Origin of the sequence: Mesorhizobium sp. SEMIA396 (assembly GCF_024518615.1) — a bacterium.
Lineage (GTDB): Bacteria > Pseudomonadota > Alphaproteobacteria > Rhizobiales > Rhizobiaceae > Mesorhizobium.
In genome coordinates, this window is the sequence record NZ_JANIFC010000003.1 from 404,527 (window position 1) to 423,354 (window position 18,828).

Genomic DNA, 18,828 nt, shown 5'->3' on the forward strand with positions numbered 1-18,828 from the left:
CGGAGGTGGAAAGGTTCATGGAAGCCTTGCGCAGAATGCTTGCGCGCGATGCCGCCTGTTCTTATATACGCGCCAAGCCGTTCGGCGCCGGAATGCCGGTTGCCGGAACGGGATTTCTTGTGAACAGGGGCTTTCGTCGGAACGCCTGTACGGGTCCTGATAGCCTGCTTAGCGGAGAGACTAGAAAAATGGCAAAAGTAATCGGTATCGATCTCGGCACCACCAACTCGTGTATCGCCATCATGGATGGCAAGGAGCCCAAGGTGATCGAGAATGCGGAAGGCGCGCGCACGACGCCTTCCATCGTCGCCATTTCGGGCGACGACGAACGTCTGGTCGGCCAGCCGGCCAAGCGCCAGGCGGTCACCAATCCTGAAAACACCATCTTCGCGGTCAAGCGCCTGATCGGCCGCCGCTATGACGATCCGGTGACGGAGAAGGACAAGAAGCTTGTCCCCTACAAGATCGTCAAGGGCGACAATGGCGATGCCTGGGTCGAAGCCGGCGGCAGGAAGCAGTCGCCCTCGCAGATTTCGGCCATGATCCTGCAGAAGATGAAGGAGACGGCGGAAGCCTATCTCGGGGAAAAGGTCGAGAAAGCGGTCATCACCGTTCCAGCCTATTTCAACGACGCCCAGCGCCAGGCGACCAAGGATGCCGGCAAGATCGCCGGCCTTGAAGTGCTGCGCATCATCAACGAGCCGACCGCGGCAGCGCTTGCCTATGGCCTCGACAAGAAGGAAGGCAAGACCATTGCCGTCTATGACCTTGGCGGCGGCACGTTCGACATTTCGGTGCTCGAAATCGGCGACGGCGTGTTCGAGGTCAAGTCGACCAATGGCGACACCTTCCTCGGCGGCGAGGATTTCGACATGCGCCTGGTCGAATATCTGGCGGCCGAGTTCAAGAAGGAACAGGGCATCGACCTGAAGAACGACAAGCTTGCCCTGCAGCGCCTCAAGGAGGCGGCTGAAAAGGCCAAGATCGAGCTGTCGTCGACCACCCAGACCGAAATCAACCTGCCCTTCATCACCGCCGACGCGACCGGGCCGAAGCACCTGACGCTGAAGCTGACGCGCGCCAAGTTCGAGCAGCTGGTCGACGACCTGGTCCAGCGCACGATTGCCCCTTGCAAGGCGGCATTGAAGGATGCCGGCCTGAAGGCCGGCGAGATCGACGAAGTCGTCCTGGTCGGCGGCATGACCCGCATGCCCAAGATCCAGGAGATCGTGAAGCAGTTCTTCGGCAAGGAGCCGCACAAGGGCGTCAATCCGGATGAAGTCGTTGCTCTCGGCGCCGCCATCCAGGCCGGCGTGCTGCAGGGCGACGTCAAGGACGTGCTGTTGCTCGACGTGACGCCGCTGTCGCTCGGCATCGAGACGCTGGGTGGCGTGTTCACCCGCCTGATCGAACGCAACACGACGATCCCGACCAAGAAGAGCCAGGTGTTCTCGACGGCCGAGGACTCACAGTCGGCCGTGACCATCCGGGTCTTCCAGGGTGAGCGCGAAATGGCCGCCGACAACAAGGCGCTCGGCCAGTTCGACCTGGTCGGCATCCCGCCGGCGCCGCGCGGCGTGCCGCAGATCGAGGTCACCTTCGACATCGACGCCAACGGCATCGTCAACGTTTCGGCCAAGGACAAGGGCACCGGCAAGGAACACCAGATCCGCATCCAGGCATCGGGCGGTCTTTCGGACGCCGACATCGAGAAGATGGTCAAGGACGCCGAGGCCAACGCCGAGACCGACAAGAAGCGGCGGGCGCTGGTCGAGGCCCGCAACCAGGCCGAAGCGCTGCTGCATTCCTCGGAGAAGTCACTGAAGGAATATGGCGACAAGGTTTCGGAAGGCGAGCGCACGGCGATCTCCGACGCGATCGCGGCGCTGAAGACCGCGACCGAAGGCGACGACCCGGCCGACATCGAAGCCAAGAGCCAGGCGCTTGCCGAGGCTTCGATGAAGCTTGGCCAGGCCATGTACGAGGCTTCGCAGAAGGAAGCGGCGGAAGCCGACGCCAAGGCGGACGCCGCCAAGGACAGTGACGTTGTCGACGCCGATTTCGAGGAAATCGACGAGGATGACGACAAGAAGAAGTCGGCCTGAACCGTTTGACGGCAAGGTAAAGCGAAAAGCCCGGCGAAGGCCGGGCTTTTTTGCAACCCCTTGCAGAAAAACAGCGGGCCTTGCTGAAAAAATGCAGGCAAAGCCGCGTCGACACTGGCATCCCCCTTCCATCGCACCTAAATCGAAGCGTCAGTGCCGGCAAAGAGACGCAACAATGCTTCAAGACGTTGAGCATCCGGACAGCGGGAAAAAATGAAAGCTGATTTCTACGAGACGCTGGGCGTCCAAAAAGGCGCCGACGAGAAGGAGCTCAAGAGCGCTTTCCGCAAGCTCGCCATGCAGTTCCATCCCGACCGCAACCCCGGCGATCATTCCTGCGAGCACAAGTTCAAGGAAATCAACGAAGCCTACGAGACGCTGAAAGACCCGCAGAAGCGCGCGGCCTACGACCGCTTTGGCCACGCCGCCTTCGAACAGGGCGGCATGAATGGCGGCGCGCAAGGTTTTGGCGCCGGCGGTTTCGCCGATATCTTCGAGGACATTTTCGGCGACATGATGGGCGGGCGCCAGCGCCGTTCGTCGGGCGGCCGCGAACGCGGCGCCGACCTGCGCTACAACATGGAAATCACCCTGGAAGAGGCTTTTGCCGGCAAGACCGCGCAGATCCGGGTGCCGGCGTCGATCTCCTGCTCTGAATGTTCGGGCAGCGGCGCCAAGCCCGGCACCCAGCCCGTCACCTGCTCGATGTGCAACGGCCACGGCAAGGTGCGCGCCACGCAAGGTTTCTTCTCGATCGAACGGACCTGCCCGCAATGCCAGGGCCGCGGCCAGACAATCAAGGATCCGTGCCCGAAATGCGCCGGCCAGGGCCGCGTCACCGAGGAGCGTTCGCTGTCGGTCAACATCCCGGCCGGCATCGAGGACGGCACCCGCATCCGCCTTGCCAATGAGGGCGAAGCCGGCCTGCGCGGCGGGCCATCGGGCGACCTCTATATTTTCCTGGCGGTCAAACCGCACGAGTTCTTCCAACGCGACGGCGCCGACCTGTATTGCAAGGTGCCGATCTCGATGACGACGGCAGCCCTTGGCGGCTCCTTCGAGGTGACGACGCTGGACGGCACGCAGACAAAGGTCAAGGTGACCGAGGGCACGCAGAACGGGCGCCAGTTCCGTCTCAAGGGCAAGGGCATGCCTGTGCTGCGTCAGCCCAATGTCGGCGACCTCTACATCCAGACCGCGGTCGAGACGCCGCAGAACCTGACCCGCCGCCAGCGTGAGCTGCTGGAGGAGTTCGAACAGCTCTCCTCGCAGGACAATTCGCCCCAATCGAGCGGCTTTTTTGCCCGCATGAAGGATTTTTTCGAGTCCTTTGGCGAACGTTGATGCACTTTGGCCAGCCTAAGCCGATTTGCAACGCGTAAATCCTTGAATCGCGTCACCCCTTGAGACGCGACGAAAATTATCTTATCCACGACATGCGTCCGGCCGCGCCTTGCCTAGCACCGCTCAGGTGCTAAGTAACTTTGCGGGAAGCGCTGAGGAGAGCTTGCATGACACGTGGCCCTGGACTGCGGAAGGCGCTTGTCGAAAAGTTCGACGACGAACTCAAATTCTTCAAGGGCTGGATCGACAAGCCGAAGGCGGTTGGTTCGATCGTGCCCACCAGTTCGGTCACCGCGCGCAAAATGGCCTCGATCGTCAATCCTAAATCCGGCCTGCCGGTGCTTGAGGTCGGCCCCGGTACCGGCGTGATCACCCGCGCCATCCTCGCTCAGGGCGTGCGGCCCGAAAACCTCTACGCGGTCGAGTATTCCGCGGATTTCGTCCGTCATCTGCGGCGGCTCTATCCCGGCGTCAACGTCATCGAGGGCGATGCCTTCAATCTCAACGCCACGCTTGGCGACAAGAGCGGGATGATCTTCGATTCCGTCGTTTCCGGCGTGCCGCTGCTCAACTTCCCGGTCGCCCAGCGCATTGCCTATATCGAGAGCCTGCTCGACCGCATCCCGGCCGGACGGCCGATCGTGCAGCTGACCTACGGCCCGATGTCGCCGATCCCGGCCGGCCGTGGCAATTATACGGTCAAGCATTTCGATTTCATCCTTCGCAACATCCCGCCGACCCAGCTGTGGATCTACCGCCGCGAAGCGCATTAGTTTCTCGGAGCGGAACCGCTCGGCGACTCGCGCAAACTCTATGACTTCGTCATCCACGGGCGGAGCAAGGAGCGCAGCGACGCAGCGCAGACCCGAGGATCCATGCCGCGACTTCCGAGTGCACGCCACGGCGCAGAGTTCTGTTCCGCCGCACTCTACGGTCAAGGTCACGGAATGGATCCCAGGGTCTCCGCGACGGAGCTTCGCTCCTGCTTCGCCCAGGGATGACGAAGTTGGCGTTGATTTGCTCGATCCTTGGCTGTACCTGTCCGGGAGCAAGGGTGGCCAATGGCAGTGATCCCGAAAATCCTCGTCTTCGCCGGCTCGGTGCGCAGCGGCGCCTATAGCGGCAGGACGGCCGACGTGGCGCAGAAGGAACTTGCCATGCAAGGCGCCGAGGTGACCCGCATCTCGCTTGCCGACTATCCCTTGCCGATCCTGGACGAGGATCTGGAAAAGGAAAAAGGCGTTCCCGAAAACGCCCAGAAACTCGGCCGTCTGGTGATCGCCCATGACGGGCTGCTGATCGCCACGCCCGAATATAACGGCTCCATTCCGCCGCTGCTCAAGAACACGATCGACTGGGTGAGCCGGGTGCGCAGGGATGGCGGGCGGCCGGTGAGGCCACTTGCCGGCAAGGTCGTTGGCCTCTGTTCGTCCTCCAGCGGGCACTTTGCCGGCATCCGCTGCATCAACCATCTGCGCGCCGTGTTGGTACGTTGCCAGATGGAGGTGGTGACGCCGGAATGCTCGGTGCCCGAGGGTGGCAGCGCCTTCGACGAGGACGGCAATTTCCGTGACGAAAGACTGTACAAATCGATGGAGCATCTATGCCGCACGCTGATCGAAACCTCGCGCATGCTGTCCACCCGGATAGAGACATGATTGCCAGCACCTTGCAGGCCCAATCCATGCAGGAAAGGCTGATCGTCGGCCTCGACGTGCCGACAGTGAGAGAAGCCGAGCAGGCGGTGCGCGAACTCGACGGCGTCGTCTCCTTCTACAAGATCGGCTACCAGCTTGCCTTCGCCGGCGGGCTCGATTTCGCCAGGGAACTGACCAGCGGCGGCACCAAGGTCTTCCTCGACATGAAGCTGCTCGACATCGACCACACGGTGGCCAAGGGCGTCGAGAACATCGTCAAGATGGGCATGACCATGCTGACCATCCACGCCTATCCCAAGGCGATGGCGGCGGCGGTGGAAGCAGCGCGCGGCAGCGACCTTTGCCTGCTTGCCGTCAGCGTGCTGACCTCGATGGACGAGCAGGACATGATCGATGTCGGTTACGAGTACGACCCGCATACGCTGGTGCTGCGGCGCTCGGAACAGGCGCTGCATGCCGGCATGGGCGGCATCGTCTGCTCGGCCGCGGAGGCCGAGGCGGTGCGCCGCATCGTCGGACCCGACATGGCGGTGGTGACACCCGGCATCCGGCCGGCGGGCAGCGACCATGGCGACCAGAAGCGCGTCGTGACGCCGGGCCAGGCGATCCGCAACGGCGCCAGCCACCTCGTCGTCGGCCGGCCGATCATTGCTGCGGACAACAAACGGGAAGCGGCCGAAGCCATCCTCGACGAGATGCGCTCGGCCTGAGATTTCCAAGAACAAGTTCGGAGACCAAGAAAATGCCCAAGGGATACTGGATCGCCCGTGTCGATGTGCGCGACGCGGAAGGCTACAAGGACTATGTCGCCGCCGCCAAGCCTGCCTTCGAGCGCTTCGGTGCGAAGTTCCTGGCGCGCGGCGGCGAGCATGAAAAGGCCGAAGGCCCCGGCCGGGCACGCAACGTCATCATAGAGTTCGAATCGCTCGCCGCCGCGCATGATTGCTACCATTCGCCGGAATACCAGCGCGCCGTCGCCATCCGTCAGAAGGTCGCCGACGGCGAAATCGTCCTGGTCGAGGGCGCCTGATGTCCTTGCAAGCATAGTTCCGAAGAAGTCATTCCGGTTTTCGCCGGAGATCATTGCTCAAAATCGGATAAAGCCTGGCGGCGTTTGAAGCCCCGCAGGCGCATTTTACATATCTTTGCTCCGCGATTTCACGGTCATCTGCCTGGCGCAGTTGCCGGGTGCGGAGCCGTGCCGACGAGCGGTCATTCACGCGGGTCGGATCGCCGGTTGACATGCAGGTATTTACCTGCATATTGTGCCTACAACAAGGTGAGGCAGATGGACGCCGACAAGATTTTCAAAGCGCTGGGCGATCCGACACGCAGAAGGCTGCTTGACCTTCTGTGCGAGCAGAACGGGCAGACGCTCAGTCAGCTTTGCGACCATCTGGACATGGCCAGGCAATCCGCCACCCAGCACCTCGACCTGCTGGAGGCGGCCAATCTGGTGAGCACGGTCAAGCGCGGCCGCGAAAAGCTGCATTTCATCAATCCCGTGCCGCTGCACGAAGTCTACGAGCGCTGGGTACGGAAATTCGAACGGCAGCGGCTCAGCCTGCTGCACGACCTGAAGCAAGAACTCGAAGGAGAAGACCGATGACCAGGGAAACGACCAGCTTTGTCTACGTGACCTATATCCGCTCAACGCCGCAGAAGGTGTTCGAGGCCATAATCAAGCCCGAGATCGCGAAGCGCTACTGGGGCCACGAGAACGTCTCCGAATGGACGCCGGGCTCGAAATGGGAACATATCCGCGCCAATGACGAACAGACCGTAGAGCTCGTCGGCGAGGTCGTCGAGATTTCGCCGCCGACCCGCCTTGTCATCACCTGGGCGAATGCTTCGCAGGCCGACGATCCGTCGAAAACCAGCCGGGTGACGTTCGCCATCGAGGAATACGACACCATGGTGCGGCTGACCGTCAGCCATGACGAGCTCGAAGCCGGCAGCGGCATGGCGAAAGGCGTCAGCCAGGGCTGGCCGGCGGTGCTGTCGAGCCTGAAATCCTTCCTCGAAACCGGCAGCGGCATCGACATTTTCGCCAAGCCGAAATCGGCCTGATGTTGCGACCTCAAGCAGAATCAGGCCCGTGGAGAATGACAATGACCAAGCGTTATACCGGCGGCTGCGCATGCGGCGCGATCCGCTACGAAACCAATGACGAGCCGATCTTCCAGAACCACTGCCAGTGCAGCGATTGCCAGAAGCGCTCAGGCACCGGCCACGGATCCTACCTGACCTTCGGCCAGCGTGCCGATATGGCCATCACCGGGGAGGTGAGCACCTGGCGCGTGGCGGGCGCCAGCGGCAACGAAAAAATCCACACCTTCTGTCCAACCTGCGGAACGCCGGTCTTTCTGATACCCGTCGCCATGCCCGAGCTGATAGTGGTCCACGCGGCCAGCCTCGACGATCCGGAACAGTTCAGCCCGCAGATGGTGACCTACACGAGCCACGGCCATGCCTGGGACAAGATGGATCCGTCCTTGCAGGCGGTCGAGCGAATGCCGCAGTGAAACGCGTCCGCCCGTCGGCCCGCGATCTGCCCTCGCGCCTTCAGGCGCGATGCTCTTGGCCGATCAGCCGGCTCGCCGCTGTCTTGGCCATGGCGTCGGCCAGCTCGAGGCCCCATTGCTGGCGGCAATAGGCGCGGAAATCGAAGCAGGGCAGGCCGGGGCAGACCTCGAACTCGATGAGGTGGACGGTGTCGTCGGCCTCGACCCTGAGATCGATGGAAAACACATCGCGCAGGCCGAGCCCGCCCATCAGCCGCTCGGCGATCGCGCGAATCCTGGTGTCGGCGGCCGGCTGGCTGTCGGCAACCGCGACGAGTTCCGGCTCGGCGTAATGTCCCGCCGCTTTCGCTGCCTCCCCGGTGTCGCCGTAGAGCGCCAGGCTGTCGGCCATGGTCTGGAAATCGGCGCCTGAATCGACAAAAGCCACGCCAAGGGCTTCGACCCCGGCGCCAGGCACCAGGCCGAGGAAACTGGCGCGCACATTGCGGCCGGCGACATAGGGCTGGACGACGACATCGTCGCGATAGGCCGAAAAGACGCGCCGGCTAAGCTCCAGCGCATGGCCGAGGTCGGCCACACGCGAGTCCGGCCAGATACCGATCTTGGCGCCGAGCCGATTGGGCTTGACGAACCAGCCGGCGGGCGAGGCCGGCGGCTCGACCAGCCATTGGCCGTCGCGCGCGAGCCCGGCCTGCGGCACCGGCATGCCGAGTGCGCCGAGCACGGCTCCGGAGCGGAACTTGTCCTGACAGAGCGCGAACAGCGCATCATCTGCGCCGACCGTCTTGAAACCGCCCAATCGCGCCAGAGCGGGCGCCGCGCCGCCGCGGAAATAGGCGATGCCGTCGGTCAGCGTCCAGACCAGCGTCGTGCTGGGGTGCTCCTCGGCGAGCACCGTTGCGGCGTCGTCCAGCGCCACTGGCGCAAACGACAGGCCGCGTGCCTGGCAGGCGCGTTCAAGCGCCTCGAATTCAGGAGCGAGATCGGTAGACTGCGCCAGATAGGACGCGATTTCGGCGGCGCGCTGCGGTGCATGACCGTCGGCGACCAGACGGTCGAAACAAGCCTTCTCCGGCTCATGGACGAGGATCAGTCTTGGCTGGCGGCTCGGCATGAGATGAACGTTCCCCGGCAGTGCGATTGCCTACCATCGCACGGTCGAGGCGTCAGGCTCTCGCGAAACCGACACGGCGCGGGCGGTTGCGTGACAACGCACCGTCCGACCGCAGAATCCAGTTCGTTCAGGCGATCAGCACGCGCGGCTCGAAGCGGCCGTTGACGGGAATATCGAGCAGAAAGGTCATGCCGCCCTGCAGATCCAGCAGACGCTGCTTCTCATCCTTGCCCGACCAGGCGGAGGTGACCGCCAGCCGGTCAGCCTTGGCGCCGACAAAGGCCGGGCAGGATGGCTGCGTCACCGGCATGGCGACCGTGCGGACGAGCTTGCCGTCGGGTCCATAGGCTTCGATGACGCTGCCGCCCCAGACGGCATTCCACAGGATGCCGTCGCGGTCGAGCACGGATCCGTCGATATAGCCCTTGGCCGAGCGGTGATCGACGAACAGCTTTGGCTCACCGGCAGGCAGGCCGGTCGCCGGGTCGCAGGCGACGCGCATCAAAAGCCCGGTCGAGGTGTCGGTGTAGTAGGCGATTGCGCCATCCTCGGTAAAACAGATCGAATTGGAGACGGTGATGTCCGAAAACAGCCGGCGCAGTTCGCCTCTGAAAAACCAGTAGATCGAACCGGCGCCTTTTTCCTCGCCCTTGCCCATGGTGCCCATCCACAAGGCGCCGCAGGGGTGGACCCGGGAATCGTTGGAGCGTGTGACCGGATTGTCGGCCTCGACAGGCGTGTGCAGCGTCAGTTTGCCGGTCGCGACATCACGGACATAAAGGCCGGTTTCGGCGGCGATAAGCTGGCGCTTGTCGTCGATGACGGCGATGGCGCTCGCCATTTGGCCAAGCTCATGGACGGTGGCCGCGCCGCCGGACAGTTGCTTTTGCAGAAGCTGACCGTTGACGATGTCGAACCAGTAGAGCGTATCGGTGGCGGGATCGTAGCTCGGCCCCTCGCCGAGCTGGCAGACGTGATCGGAAAAAACCGTAACGATCGCTTCGCTCATCCTGCTTCTCCGAACACCGCATCCCAGGCCACGACGGCAGCATGTGCACGCGCGGCCACCTCGTCGACGCTCATGCCCGGCTTGAACAGGCTGGAGCCCAGTCCAAAGGCGGTCACGCCGGCCGCCTTGTAGCCGGCAAAATCTTTTTCGGAGACGCCGCCGACGGCACCGACCAGCGTTTGCGCCGGCAACACCGCGCGCATCGCGGAAATGCCGCCTGCACCCAGCACGCTCGCCGGGAAGAATTTAAGCGCCGAGGCGCCGAGCTTGATCGCCTGGAAGGCTTCGGTTGGCGTGAACACGCCGGGCATCGTCACCATGCCGTAGTGCATGGCGCGCGCCATCACTTCGGCATCGATGTTGGGACTGACCAGCAGCCGCCCTCCGGCCTGGTGCAAGCCATCGACATCGGCCGGCGTCAGCACCGTGCCGGCACCGACCAGCGCCGTTTTCGGCAGCACTTGGACGATGCGGGCGATCGACGAGAACGGTTGCGGTGAGTTCAGCGGCACTTCGATCGCCTCGATGCCGGCGTCGAACAGTGCCTGGCCCATGGCCATCGCCTCGGTGGGCTTGAGCCCGCGAAGGATGGCAACCAGGCCGCGCTTGAGTTTTGGAAACGGTGCGGTCTGGCTCATCGAGCTGCTCCAATTCTTGCGATCATGCCGTTCTCGCGCGCCGCCTCGACGAGACCTGCACGCACCGCCTCGTCCGCGTCGACGGCCCGGACCTCAAGTCCGGCAAGGCCGAGCGCCTCGCTGTACAGCGTTCCCAGCGCACCGGAGGCGACCAGCACCACGGGTTCCGCACCGGCGCCGTGCCGACGGCTGGCGGAGGCGATCTCGCCGCCGATCAGAAGGCCGGACAGGCAGGCTGCGGCATCGTCGGCTTTCAAATCCTGCAGCAGGCCGGCGGCGCGGATGGAAAACAGCCGCGAGGTGACATCGCCGCCATCGCTCAATGCGGTTTCGCACCAGCGGCGGAAGAACGGATTGTCCGATGTGACGGGCTTTGGATGTTCGCCGAGCGAATGGCGCAGGATCGAATGCGCGGCAAGCACCGAAAACAGCTCGCCGGTCGGCCAGGTGCCGAAGCCGGTGACAGTACCGTCCTCGACCAGCACCCATTTCGAATGGGTACCGGGCATGCAGACCAGCTGGCGCCCCCTGGCCGGCAGGCCGGCGCCGGCAAGCTGGGTTTCCTCGCCGCGCATGACGTCGGGCGCGTCAGTCAGTCGCTGGGCAAGGCCCGGAACGATGCGGATGTCGCGGCTCTGGCCGGGCACGCTGGCGGCACCAGCAAGGATGGCGCTAAGCGGCGCCGGCACGGTGACATAGGGCGCTTCCAGCCAGCCCTGGCGGGATCCGGCCATGCCGCAGATGATGACGGGCAGCGCCGCTGGTGCTCCCATCGCCGCCAGATGCCCTTCGAGGATGGTCGAAAAGCCCTTCTGCTGCGCCGTGATCAGGCCATCATCGCCACGGCGTTCAGCAAGCACCTTGCCTTGCCCGTCGATCAGCCAGACCCGCATGCGGGTCGTGCCCCAGTCGACGGCGGCGACCGCCGGCGCGTTCCCGGCTGGGCTCACAGGAAACCTCCATCGACGACCAGCATCTGCGCTGTCAGCATGCGCGAGGCGTCCGAGGCCAGGAACAGCACGGTGCCGACGATGTCGTCGGGCTGCATCACCTGCTTGATGCATTGCTTGGCGACATGGGCGGCAAGCCCCTGTTCGGTCACCCAGAGCTCCTTCTGCCGCTCGGTGATCACCCAGCCGGGCGCAATGGCATTGACGCGGATGCCGTCGACACCGAGCTTGCCGGCCAGCCCCTTGGTCAGACCGAGGATACCGGCCTTGGCGGCCGTGTAGGACGGCATGTCGGGGTGGTTGATCAGATAGGACGTCGAGGTGAAGTTGATGATCGAGCCGCCGCCCGCCCGCTTCATGCCCGGCGCCACCGCTTGCGCGGTGAAGAAATGCGGCCTGAGATTAATAGCCTGGTTGTTGTCCCAGAACTCGACCGTCACGTCCTCGACGGCGTGGCGTTCATCCCAGGCCGCATTGTTGACCAGCACAGTGACATCGCCATGCGCCTCGGCGGCCTTCGCGGCGGACGCCCGCAGGGCCTCGACGTCGCGTAGGTCGGTCTTGAGATAGAGCGGCCGCTTGCCGAACGCTTTCTCGATGCGGTCGGCAAGGGCCGTGCTTGGGCCGTCGGCGATGTCGATGAAGGCGACATTGGCGCCCTGGCGCACAAACCCCTCGGTCAGGGCAGCACCAATTCCGGAACCGCCGCCGGTGATCAGCACCGAGGCTCCTTCGAGGTCGGCAAAATGCGCCGATGGCATCATCGTTCCTGTCTCCCAGCGCATGACCCCGAAAATCGGATCGATTTTCGGAAAGGGATCATGCGCAAGATGTAAATTGCTACAGCGTCCTTTGCGCGTCCGAAAGGACGCGCGGCGCTGTAGCGTGATCGGCGCGCATCCTAGCCACGCAAGGCGCGTGGGCAAGGGCGAAAGATCGGATTTCTGGGCTTATGTCAGACAAAACGACAATGCGCCGCACCGGATGCGCATGGCGGCACCGTCGGGATTGCGGATCGCGGGGATCGCCGGTCAGATCGCCTTGGCGCGCAGGGCGCCGCGGAAGGAATCACGGAGATAGCCGAGCGTGGCGTCGGCATCGACGGGCTTGCCGAACAGATAGCCTTGCCCGCCGGCACAGCCGAACTGGACGAGGCGGTCGGCCTGCGCTTCCTGCTCAATGCCTTCGGCGACGACGTCCATGCCGAGCCCCTCGCACATTGCGAGAATGGCGCGGATGATGTGCTCCGAGGGACGGTCGTCGAGAATGGAGGAGACGAAGGCGCGATCGATCTTGAGCTTGTCGAAATGGAATTCGCGCAGACGGCCGAGCGAGGACTGGCCGGTGCCGAAATCGTCGAGCGAGACGCGGATGCCGACGCGGCGCAGATCCTCGACGATCTGCGCGGCAGAGGCCGGGTCGTTCATCAGGCCGGTCTCGGTGATCTCGATCTCCAGCCGGCGCGGATCGAAGCCGGTGCGATCGAGGATCGCCAGTATGTGCAGGCCGGTGTTCTGGTCGACGAGCTGCGATGGCGACAGGTTGAAGGACAGGAACAGGTCCTTCGGCCAGCTTCTGGCCGCTTCGGTCGCCTTGCGCAGCACCAGCTGCGACAACGGGCCGATGATGCCGCGCTCCTCGGCGATGGGAATGAAGACGGTCGGCGGCACCGAGCCGAGGTCGCGATCTGTCCAGCGCGCCAGCGTCTCGAAGCCGATGGTGCGGCGCGTGTTGAGGTCGACGATGGGCTGGAAATGCGGCTCCACCTCGCCGGCCGAGACAGCCCGGCGCAGCGCCTGTTCGATGCGGGTGACGCGCTTGGCCGCCTCTTCCATCTCACGGGTGTAGACGACGACGCGGCCACGGCCGGAACGCTTGGCGTGATAGAGCGCCGTCTCGGCCTTATTGATGAGGATTTCCGTGGTCTCGTCGCCCGAATAGAACAGCGAGCAGCCGACCGAGGCCGAAAGCCTGGCGGTGCGTTCGCCGACATCATAGGGCGCCGACAGGATCTCGATCAGCATGCGCGACTTTTCGGCCGCTGCATCCTCGCTGAACACCAGGGGATAGAGAAAGGCGAATTCGTCGGCACCGATGCGGCAGACCGTGGAATGGCCGTCCATCGAGGCGCGCAGCCGCATCGCCACCTGGATCAGGATGTCGTCGCCGGCCTTGTGGCCGAACAGATCGTTGATCGGCTTGAAGCCGTCGAGGTCGAGAATGCCGACGGTAAAGGGCGCGGGATCGTCGGCACGGTCGGCGATCAGGCGATCGACCTTGTCGAAGAAGCGGCGATGGTTGCCAAGCCCGGTCAACGGATCTGTGAATGCCAGATCCGTGCTCTCCCTGTTTGCCTGACCGGTGCCAAACGAAGTTTGCATCGGTGTCCCTGTTTTGTGACGTCGGAATTTATTTTCAGACTGGCAGCAAACCCTTTAGGAAACGTATCGCGAAATCGATTTTCCAGGGGCAACCGCGACTGTTTCGAAGGATCGATGAAAGCAGCGCATTCGGGTGTCGGATGCCAATCCCAGGAATGTCGCGATTGGCAGACGGGCAGTGAGCCTGTACAGGCAAGACAGTCGTCCATCCGAGCCGCCGGAGACCCGCCATGAAGCTGAAAATCGCCGTCCAGATGGACCACATCTCCACCGTGTCGATCGCCGGCGACACCTCGTTCGCGCTGTCGCTGGAAGCGCAGCGGCGCGGCCATGAGCTGTTCCACTACACGCCGGATCGGCTCTCGTTGCGCGACGGCAAGGTGTTTGCCCGCATCGAGGAAATGCAGGTGCGCGACGAGAAGGGCAGCCACTATTCGCTGGGCGAGAAGGTGCGTACCGACCTGTCGGAGATGGATGTGGTCCTGCTGCGCCAGGATCCGCCCTTCGACATGAACTACATCACCACCACGCACATCCTGGAGCGCATCCATCCGAAAACGCTCGTGGTCAACGACCCGGCCTGGGTGCGCAACAGCCCGGAAAAGATCTTCGTCACCGAATTTGCCGACCTGATGCCGGACACGCTGATCACCAAGGATCCGCTCGAAGTTGCCGCCTTCCGCAAGGAGTTCGGCGACATCATCGTCAAGCCGCTCTACGGCAATGGCGGCGCCGGCATCTTCCATCTGCTGGAGGCCGACCGCAACCTTGCCTCGCTGCTGGAAATGTTCGGCCAGATGTTCCGCGAACCCTACATCGTACAGCGCTATCTCAAGGACGTGCGCAAGGGCGACAAGCGCATCATCCTGATCGACGGCGAGCCGGTTGGCGCCATCAACCGGGTGCCGGCCGAGCATGATTCCCGCTCCAACATGCATGTCGGCGGCCGCGCCGAAAAGACCGAACTGACGGAGCGCGAACGCGAGATCTGCGCCCGCATCGGCCCATCGCTGAAGGAGCGCGGCTTCATCCTGGTCGGCATCGACGTGATCGGCGACTACATGACCGAGATCAACGTGACCTCGCCGACCGGCGTGCGCGAGGTCAAACGCTTCGGCGGCGCCGACATCGCCAGCCTGTTCTGGGACGCGGTCGAGGGAAAGCGCGGGTAAGCCGTTTTCATTTTGTCTTAACCATGTTCCGTTTTTGCAACCGCGCTCAATTCCGCTGCAACCCAAGCGGTCATGCGTTCCCGTAATGTTCTTGATTTGACCGGGGAAGTGTGATTGTCTTCCCGGCGGGCCATTCCTGGCCTGATCGCAGGGGCTGGGGCCAGCCTGAATTGGGGTTGCACGATGGTGGCGCGGGTTCGCACGGTCGCTTTCCAGGGCATCGAGGCCGTGCCGGTCGACGTGCAGGTGATGATCGCGCCCGGCAAGGTCAACATGCACATCGTCGGCCTGGGCGACAAGGCGGTGGCCGAAAGTCGCGAGCGGGTGCAGGCCGCGAGGCAGCCGAATGCAAAAACTACTTGGCAAATGTCGGGTACGCTTCCGTCAAAACGTCAAAGGGTCTAGTGCCCACAGCGAGTGGTTTGCGATTGATCCCCCGCGATCGCCAGTGTTGCCACTATCCAAGTCATAGGCGACCTGTGTATTGCTCAAGAACTAGTGCCGCCTCTTTTGTGTTCCCGTTCTGAATTTGGGGGAAGAATGTCAAAGACTGGGTTAGCTGTACTTAAAGAGGCGGCGAACAAAGGGAAACTGGTAGCTATCATGGGTACGGGCGTCAGTCGCGCCCTAGCGGCCGCTGAAGCTCCACATCACAGTTGGCGAGGCCTGATCGAGACGGGCTTGTCATATGCACGCGCACGAGGCCGCATCACCCAGGATCAAGAACGGCGTTGGGCCCGGACCCTCGGCTCCGATGACATCGATGACATGTTGGCAGCCGCCGAATTTGTTACTCAAAAGCTTCAAGGTGCGGATAAGCTTTTGTATGAACGCTGGCTACAAGAGTTATTTTTTGGAGAGAAATGCGGTACCGGCAAGATGGCTGAAGCTATCCGCTCACTCAGAGACGCAAATATACCGTTGGCTACGCTAAATTACGACACGTTACTTGAACAGGCGACTGACCTTCCAGGAATTACACTATCTGACACCTCGCAGGTAGTTAGTTGGATGCAGCGAGATCATCCAGGCATTTTGCATCTTCATGGCAAATGGGACGTTCCCGGTTCCTGCATTCTTGGTATTCGCGACTATACCGCAACACTAACTAGCGAAGTGCGATCCCTCATCCAGCGATCTTTGTCTTCATTCGGTCAGCTTCTTTTTGTTGGATGTGGCGACACTTTTTCCGACCCAAACTTTAGTGCGCTAATAAATTGGTGCCGCACGAACATTGGTGGTGCCCCACCGCTCCACTATGCATTCGTTACAGAGAAGGACTACGGCCCGCGCAAGAAGGATCAAGCTTGGCAGGGGTTCGTCGACCCTATCTCGTACCCTAACCATGCCGATCTGCCAGCCAAACTCTTGGAAATCGTCGCCGACGTTCAGGCTGCAAAGAGGAAACCCAAGCGCACCTCAAGTTCTCTAATTGACGAAGCGCAATGCCTTGATGCCTATCGCACCTTCCTCATTCGTGACTGCGGTCAAATGACGATAGAGGGGGTGCGTGCCGATATGGACACCGCACAGCGGAAGTTTGATCTCGAACGCTTATTTGTTCCGTTGGACGTGGTGCCTATTCCACCTGAATTTCCGCTGACCGACCCCAAGCGAGAACAAAAGCTATCTGAGTGGCAGGAGTCTGATGGGCGAGGCAAAACGTTTGGTGAAGCGTTCAGAGATAATAGGCGAATTGCGCTCTTGGCATTTCCAGGGGGCGGCAAGACACTGCTCCTGAAACGTTTGGCTGTTGCTTACGCCGAACCGAAACGACGAAAGCTGAGCAGAGACCAACTGCCCGATGTGACGCTTTTTCCGGTGATGATTCGCTGTCGAGAGTGGAGAGACCACATCCAAAAACCAATCCCAACAATTCTTAACGAGTTATCACAGATCACCGGGCAAACGAACTTGTCCAACTTCTGGGATGCCATTGTTCCGATGCTTCGTCGGGGAAATATTATATTATTGGTAGATGGCTTAGACGAAATCCACGTTGATGCCCATAGGACTACCTTTGTCGAACACCTTGAGCGTTTCCTAGAAGACTATCCGAAGATCCGACTTGTCGTAACCAGCAGAGAAGCAGGCTTTGCACTCATTGCTCCTACGCTTGCGCGGTTCTGCCAACGCTGGCGCGTGGCGCCCCTTAGCGAAGAGGCTATAGCATTACTTTGCGATTATTGGCACAAGCTCATGGCTGGCGACAAACCAGAAGCCTTGGCCGAGGCCGCCGAAACAACTGCTAGGATCATGCAATCCAGTGCTTTGCGCAGACTAGCGGAAAACCCGCTGCTTCTGACTATGTTGTTGGTTGTCAAGCACGGAGCAGGACGACTCCCGCCCGACAGAGTGAGCTTGTATGACAGGGCGGTGGAGGTTCTCCTCGATACTTGGAATATCAAGGGTCACGAGGCGCTCAACGTCAAGGAAGCAGTTCCGCAACTCGCCTACGTCGCGTTTGAGCTACATAAGCAGGGCAAGCAAACGGCCACAGAACATGAACTCATCAAGTTATTAGAAGCCGCGCGGAAGTACGTGCCCCAAATCACGAGATACGCAAGGGACACGCCGCACGACTTCGTTAAGCGCGTTGAGCTGAGGTCCAGTCTCCTCGTTGAAGCCGGGCTTCAGAAAGACGGGCACAAAACGGTCCCATTTTATCAGTTTCGACATTTGACATTCCAGGAATATCTAGCCGCAGTTGCCGCAGTTGAGGGCCACTATAGGGGTTACACGAGCAGAGACACACCGCTGACCCCTTTGAATCGCTATCTCGAAGGGGAGGAATGGAAAGAAGTCGTACCTATGGCTGCAGTCCTTGCTCGCAAGCAAGCAGAGCCGCTGTTGGTGAGATTGAACACACTGGCTCAAAAGGCCATCGCCAACAGGATTCGCTCCGACGATGATATGGGGCCTATTAAATTAGAAAATGCAGTCCAGCTACTATTAACGAGCCTTGCGGAAGAAGCCGAAGCGTCCCCCGATACCCTCAGTAAAAGTTTGGAAGTTCTTGCACTCCTCGCCAAAGGTTGCCGGGATGATTCCGATCTGTGGAGAACTCTGGCAATAGGACCGTATGGTATCGAGTTTGAGGAGAAAGCTTGGCAACTGTACACACAAGGCTTCCAACCCGAGTCGCTGTGGCTGAGGAATACTTACGCGGTTATCGCAGCTATGCGGCTACACAATCGGCATGCAGTTGCGGCTGATGCCCATCGAGAAGTGATGGATTGCCTTCAAAAAGGCACCCACAGCGAAGAAATCCGCAGAAATTTTCTTGCTATTTCGGGAGATATATGGAGTTCGACACATGAGACGCTAAATATCTGGTCCGACAACGACACAGCAACCTTGGTAGAGCAATATATTTTGTCCAAAGATTCCGATAATACGGAGGCAGCGCTTTGGGCCAGAGCCCTTCTACACGATCGTGAGACAACAATCAGACCAAAGGTAGGTACTTTGGAACTTGTTGCTAACTTATACTTCTTAGACGGCTCTATAGCGAGTCTTGCCGGCTTCTTTTTGGGAAGGGTGGTCGGGTTTCCGCGGGCGTATTGGAAGCCGCAGTTTGATGCCGATCAGAAAGAGCGCATCGTCGGTATACTAGAGTCAGACCGCGTAGACGGTCGCGATCGCAGCTTGTGGCATGGCGCGCTCGTTTTGAGCTATTACGCCCGTGGCGTTGTCGATGATAGCAAACTAGGGTCATTGCTAGAGCAAATGAAGGATCGTTCTGACGTGGCCAATCTGATGACGTCACTCCTCGCTGGGAAGTCGAGAGAAGGTTCGATGAGAGTGAGGCGCCCGAGCGTAACGTTGTGACTGCCTTCGGGGCAGTTCGGAGCTGTATAGAACCCGACCACGAGCGCGAAGAAGGCTAGGCTTAATTCAGAGCAATCGGTCAACGGCGAGCTCAGCCCAAA

The 18,828-nt window shown here is 61.4% G+C and carries 17 protein-coding genes and 1 pseudogene; 12 read left to right on the forward strand and 6 right to left on the reverse strand.

What is annotated here, in order from left to right:
* Positions 1-188 precede the first annotated feature (188 nt).
* From dnaK to NP503_RS11445, 9 genes are all read left to right on the forward strand, one after another.
* On the forward strand, positions 189-2,105 hold the full coding sequence (dnaK, locus tag NP503_RS11405; protein ID WP_023810872.1) for a molecular chaperone DnaK: 1,917 nt from the start codon (positions 189-191) through the stop codon (positions 2,103-2,105).
* Positions 2,106-2,318: 213 nt separating this feature from the next.
* On the forward strand, positions 2,319-3,449 hold the full coding sequence (gene dnaJ / locus NP503_RS11410; protein WP_013528587.1) for a molecular chaperone DnaJ: 1,131 nt from the start codon (positions 2,319-2,321) through the stop codon (positions 3,447-3,449).
* A gap of 167 nt (positions 3,450-3,616) precedes the next feature.
* Positions 3,617-4,222 carry a phospholipid N-methyltransferase PmtA gene (gene pmtA / locus NP503_RS11415; protein ID WP_023810874.1) on the forward strand — a complete coding sequence of 202 codons (606 nt, stop codon included), beginning with the start codon at positions 3,617-3,619 and terminating at the stop codon, positions 4,220-4,222.
* Between the two features lie 288 nt (positions 4,223-4,510).
* A complete protein-coding gene (locus NP503_RS11420) occupies positions 4,511-5,107 on the forward strand; it encodes an NADPH-dependent FMN reductase (RefSeq protein ID WP_127266740.1) in 597 nt (198 codons plus the stop codon).
* The gene (gene pyrF, locus NP503_RS11425) at positions 5,104-5,817 is read left to right on the forward strand and encodes an orotidine-5'-phosphate decarboxylase (RefSeq protein WP_164748777.1); all 714 of its coding nucleotides are present in this window, start codon (positions 5,104-5,106) and stop codon (positions 5,815-5,817) included. Before NP503_RS11420 ends, pyrF begins: the two co-directional genes overlap by 4 nt.
* A 32-nt stretch (positions 5,818-5,849) precedes the next feature.
* The gene (locus NP503_RS11430; RefSeq protein WP_023762651.1) at positions 5,850-6,137 is read left to right on the forward strand and encodes a DUF1330 domain-containing protein; all 288 of its coding nucleotides are present in this window, start codon (positions 5,850-5,852) and stop codon (positions 6,135-6,137) included.
* A 258-nt stretch (positions 6,138-6,395) separates the two neighbouring features.
* A complete protein-coding gene (locus NP503_RS11435) occupies positions 6,396-6,716 on the forward strand; it encodes a helix-turn-helix transcriptional regulator (protein ID WP_127266739.1) in 321 nt (106 codons plus the stop codon).
* The gene (locus NP503_RS11440; RefSeq protein ID WP_127266738.1) at positions 6,713-7,177 is read left to right on the forward strand and encodes an SRPBCC family protein; all 465 of its coding nucleotides are present in this window, start codon (positions 6,713-6,715) and stop codon (positions 7,175-7,177) included. The genes NP503_RS11435 and NP503_RS11440 overlap by 4 nt, the downstream gene beginning before the upstream one ends.
* Positions 7,178-7,218: 41 nt before the next feature.
* Entirely contained in the window at positions 7,219-7,632 is a 414-nt protein-coding gene (locus tag NP503_RS11445) for a GFA family protein (RefSeq protein ID WP_127266737.1), read from the forward strand.
* A gap of 40 nt (positions 7,633-7,672) precedes the next feature.
* Here NP503_RS11445 and NP503_RS11450 read toward each other — a convergent pair whose 3' ends face one another.
* The 6 genes from NP503_RS11450 to NP503_RS11475 all read right to left on the reverse strand — a co-directional run bounded on the left by NP503_RS11450 (position 7,673) and on the right by NP503_RS11475 (position 13,724).
* The gene (locus NP503_RS11450; protein WP_127266736.1) at positions 7,673-8,746 is read right to left on the reverse strand and encodes a D-alanine:D-lactate ligase-like protein; all 1,074 of its coding nucleotides are present in this window, start codon (positions 8,744-8,746) and stop codon (positions 7,673-7,675) included.
* Positions 8,747-8,873: 127 nt separating this feature from the next.
* Positions 8,874-9,755: an SMP-30/gluconolactonase/LRE family protein gene (locus tag NP503_RS11455; RefSeq protein WP_127266735.1), complete on the reverse strand. Its 882-nt coding sequence runs from the start codon at positions 9,753-9,755 to the stop codon at positions 8,874-8,876.
* Entirely contained in the window at positions 9,752-10,393 is a 642-nt protein-coding gene (locus NP503_RS11460; protein WP_127266734.1) for a 2-dehydro-3-deoxy-6-phosphogalactonate aldolase, read from the reverse strand. Before NP503_RS11460 ends, NP503_RS11455 begins: the two co-directional genes overlap by 4 nt.
* Positions 10,390-11,343: a 2-dehydro-3-deoxygalactonokinase gene (locus NP503_RS11465; protein ID WP_127266733.1), complete on the reverse strand. Its 954-nt coding sequence runs from the start codon at positions 11,341-11,343 to the stop codon at positions 10,390-10,392. The genes NP503_RS11460 and NP503_RS11465 overlap by 4 nt, the downstream gene beginning before the upstream one ends.
* On the reverse strand, positions 11,340-12,107 hold the full coding sequence (locus NP503_RS11470) for an SDR family NAD(P)-dependent oxidoreductase (protein WP_023814196.1): 768 nt from the start codon (positions 12,105-12,107) through the stop codon (positions 11,340-11,342). The genes NP503_RS11465 and NP503_RS11470 overlap by 4 nt, the downstream gene beginning before the upstream one ends.
* Before the next feature lie 267 nt (positions 12,108-12,374).
* Complete coding sequence (locus NP503_RS11475) at positions 12,375-13,724, reverse strand: bifunctional diguanylate cyclase/phosphodiesterase (RefSeq protein ID WP_023814197.1); 1,350 nt, start codon at positions 13,722-13,724, stop codon at positions 12,375-12,377.
* Between the two features lie 230 nt (positions 13,725-13,954).
* On the opposite strand from NP503_RS11475, the gene gshB reads away from it, so the two are divergent.
* The 3 genes and pseudogenes from gshB (at position 13,955) to NP503_RS11490 (ending at position 18,727) form a co-directional block, all read left to right on the forward strand.
* On the forward strand, positions 13,955-14,896 hold the full coding sequence (gshB, locus tag NP503_RS11480) for a glutathione synthase (RefSeq protein ID WP_127266732.1): 942 nt from the start codon (positions 13,955-13,957) through the stop codon (positions 14,894-14,896).
* A 183-nt stretch (positions 14,897-15,079) separates the two neighbouring features.
* Positions 15,080-15,298: pseudogene (locus NP503_RS33285) on the forward strand (ATP-binding protein); the annotation flags it as partial.
* Positions 15,299-15,436: 138 nt separating this feature from the next.
* Entirely contained in the window at positions 15,437-18,727 is a 3,291-nt protein-coding gene (locus NP503_RS11490; protein ID WP_127269649.1) for an SIR2 family protein, read from the forward strand.
* Positions 18,728-18,828: the final 101 nt, after the last annotated feature.

Bases quoted from the DNA above. Each gene is read 5' to 3' on its own strand.
- dnaK (WP_023810872.1), top strand. From the start codon at position 189: ATGGCAAAAGTAATCGGTATCGATCTCGGCACCACCAACTCGTGTATC.
- dnaJ (WP_013528587.1), top strand. From the start codon at position 2,319: ATGAAAGCTGATTTCTACGAGACGCTGGGCGTCCAAAAAGGCGCCGAC.
- pmtA (WP_023810874.1), top strand. From the start codon at position 3,617: ATGACACGTGGCCCTGGACTGCGGAAGGCGCTTGTCGAAAAGTTCGAC.
- NP503_RS11420 (WP_127266740.1), top strand. From the start codon at position 4,511: ATGGCAGTGATCCCGAAAATCCTCGTCTTCGCCGGCTCGGTGCGCAGC.
- pyrF (WP_164748777.1), top strand. From the start codon at position 5,104: ATGATTGCCAGCACCTTGCAGGCCCAATCCATGCAGGAAAGGCTGATC.
- NP503_RS11430 (WP_023762651.1), top strand. From the start codon at position 5,850: ATGCCCAAGGGATACTGGATCGCCCGTGTCGATGTGCGCGACGCGGAA.
- NP503_RS11435 (WP_127266739.1), top strand. From the start codon at position 6,396: ATGGACGCCGACAAGATTTTCAAAGCGCTGGGCGATCCGACACGCAGA.
- NP503_RS11440 (WP_127266738.1), top strand. From the start codon at position 6,713: ATGACCAGGGAAACGACCAGCTTTGTCTACGTGACCTATATCCGCTCA.
- NP503_RS11445 (WP_127266737.1), top strand. From the start codon at position 7,219: ATGACCAAGCGTTATACCGGCGGCTGCGCATGCGGCGCGATCCGCTAC.
- NP503_RS11450 (WP_127266736.1), bottom strand. From the start codon at position 8,746: ATGCCGAGCCGCCAGCCAAGACTGATCCTCGTCCATGAGCCGGAGAAG.
- NP503_RS11455 (WP_127266735.1), bottom strand. From the start codon at position 9,755: ATGAGCGAAGCGATCGTTACGGTTTTTTCCGATCACGTCTGCCAGCTC.
- NP503_RS11460 (WP_127266734.1), bottom strand. From the start codon at position 10,393: ATGAGCCAGACCGCACCGTTTCCAAAACTCAAGCGCGGCCTGGTTGCC.
- NP503_RS11470 (WP_023814196.1), bottom strand. From the start codon at position 12,107: ATGATGCCATCGGCGCATTTTGCCGACCTCGAAGGAGCCTCGGTGCTG.
- NP503_RS11475 (WP_023814197.1), bottom strand. From the start codon at position 13,724: ATGCAAACTTCGTTTGGCACCGGTCAGGCAAACAGGGAGAGCACGGAT.
- gshB (WP_127266732.1), top strand. From the start codon at position 13,955: ATGAAGCTGAAAATCGCCGTCCAGATGGACCACATCTCCACCGTGTCG.
- NP503_RS11490 (WP_127269649.1), top strand. From the start codon at position 15,437: ATGTCAAAGACTGGGTTAGCTGTACTTAAAGAGGCGGCGAACAAAGGG.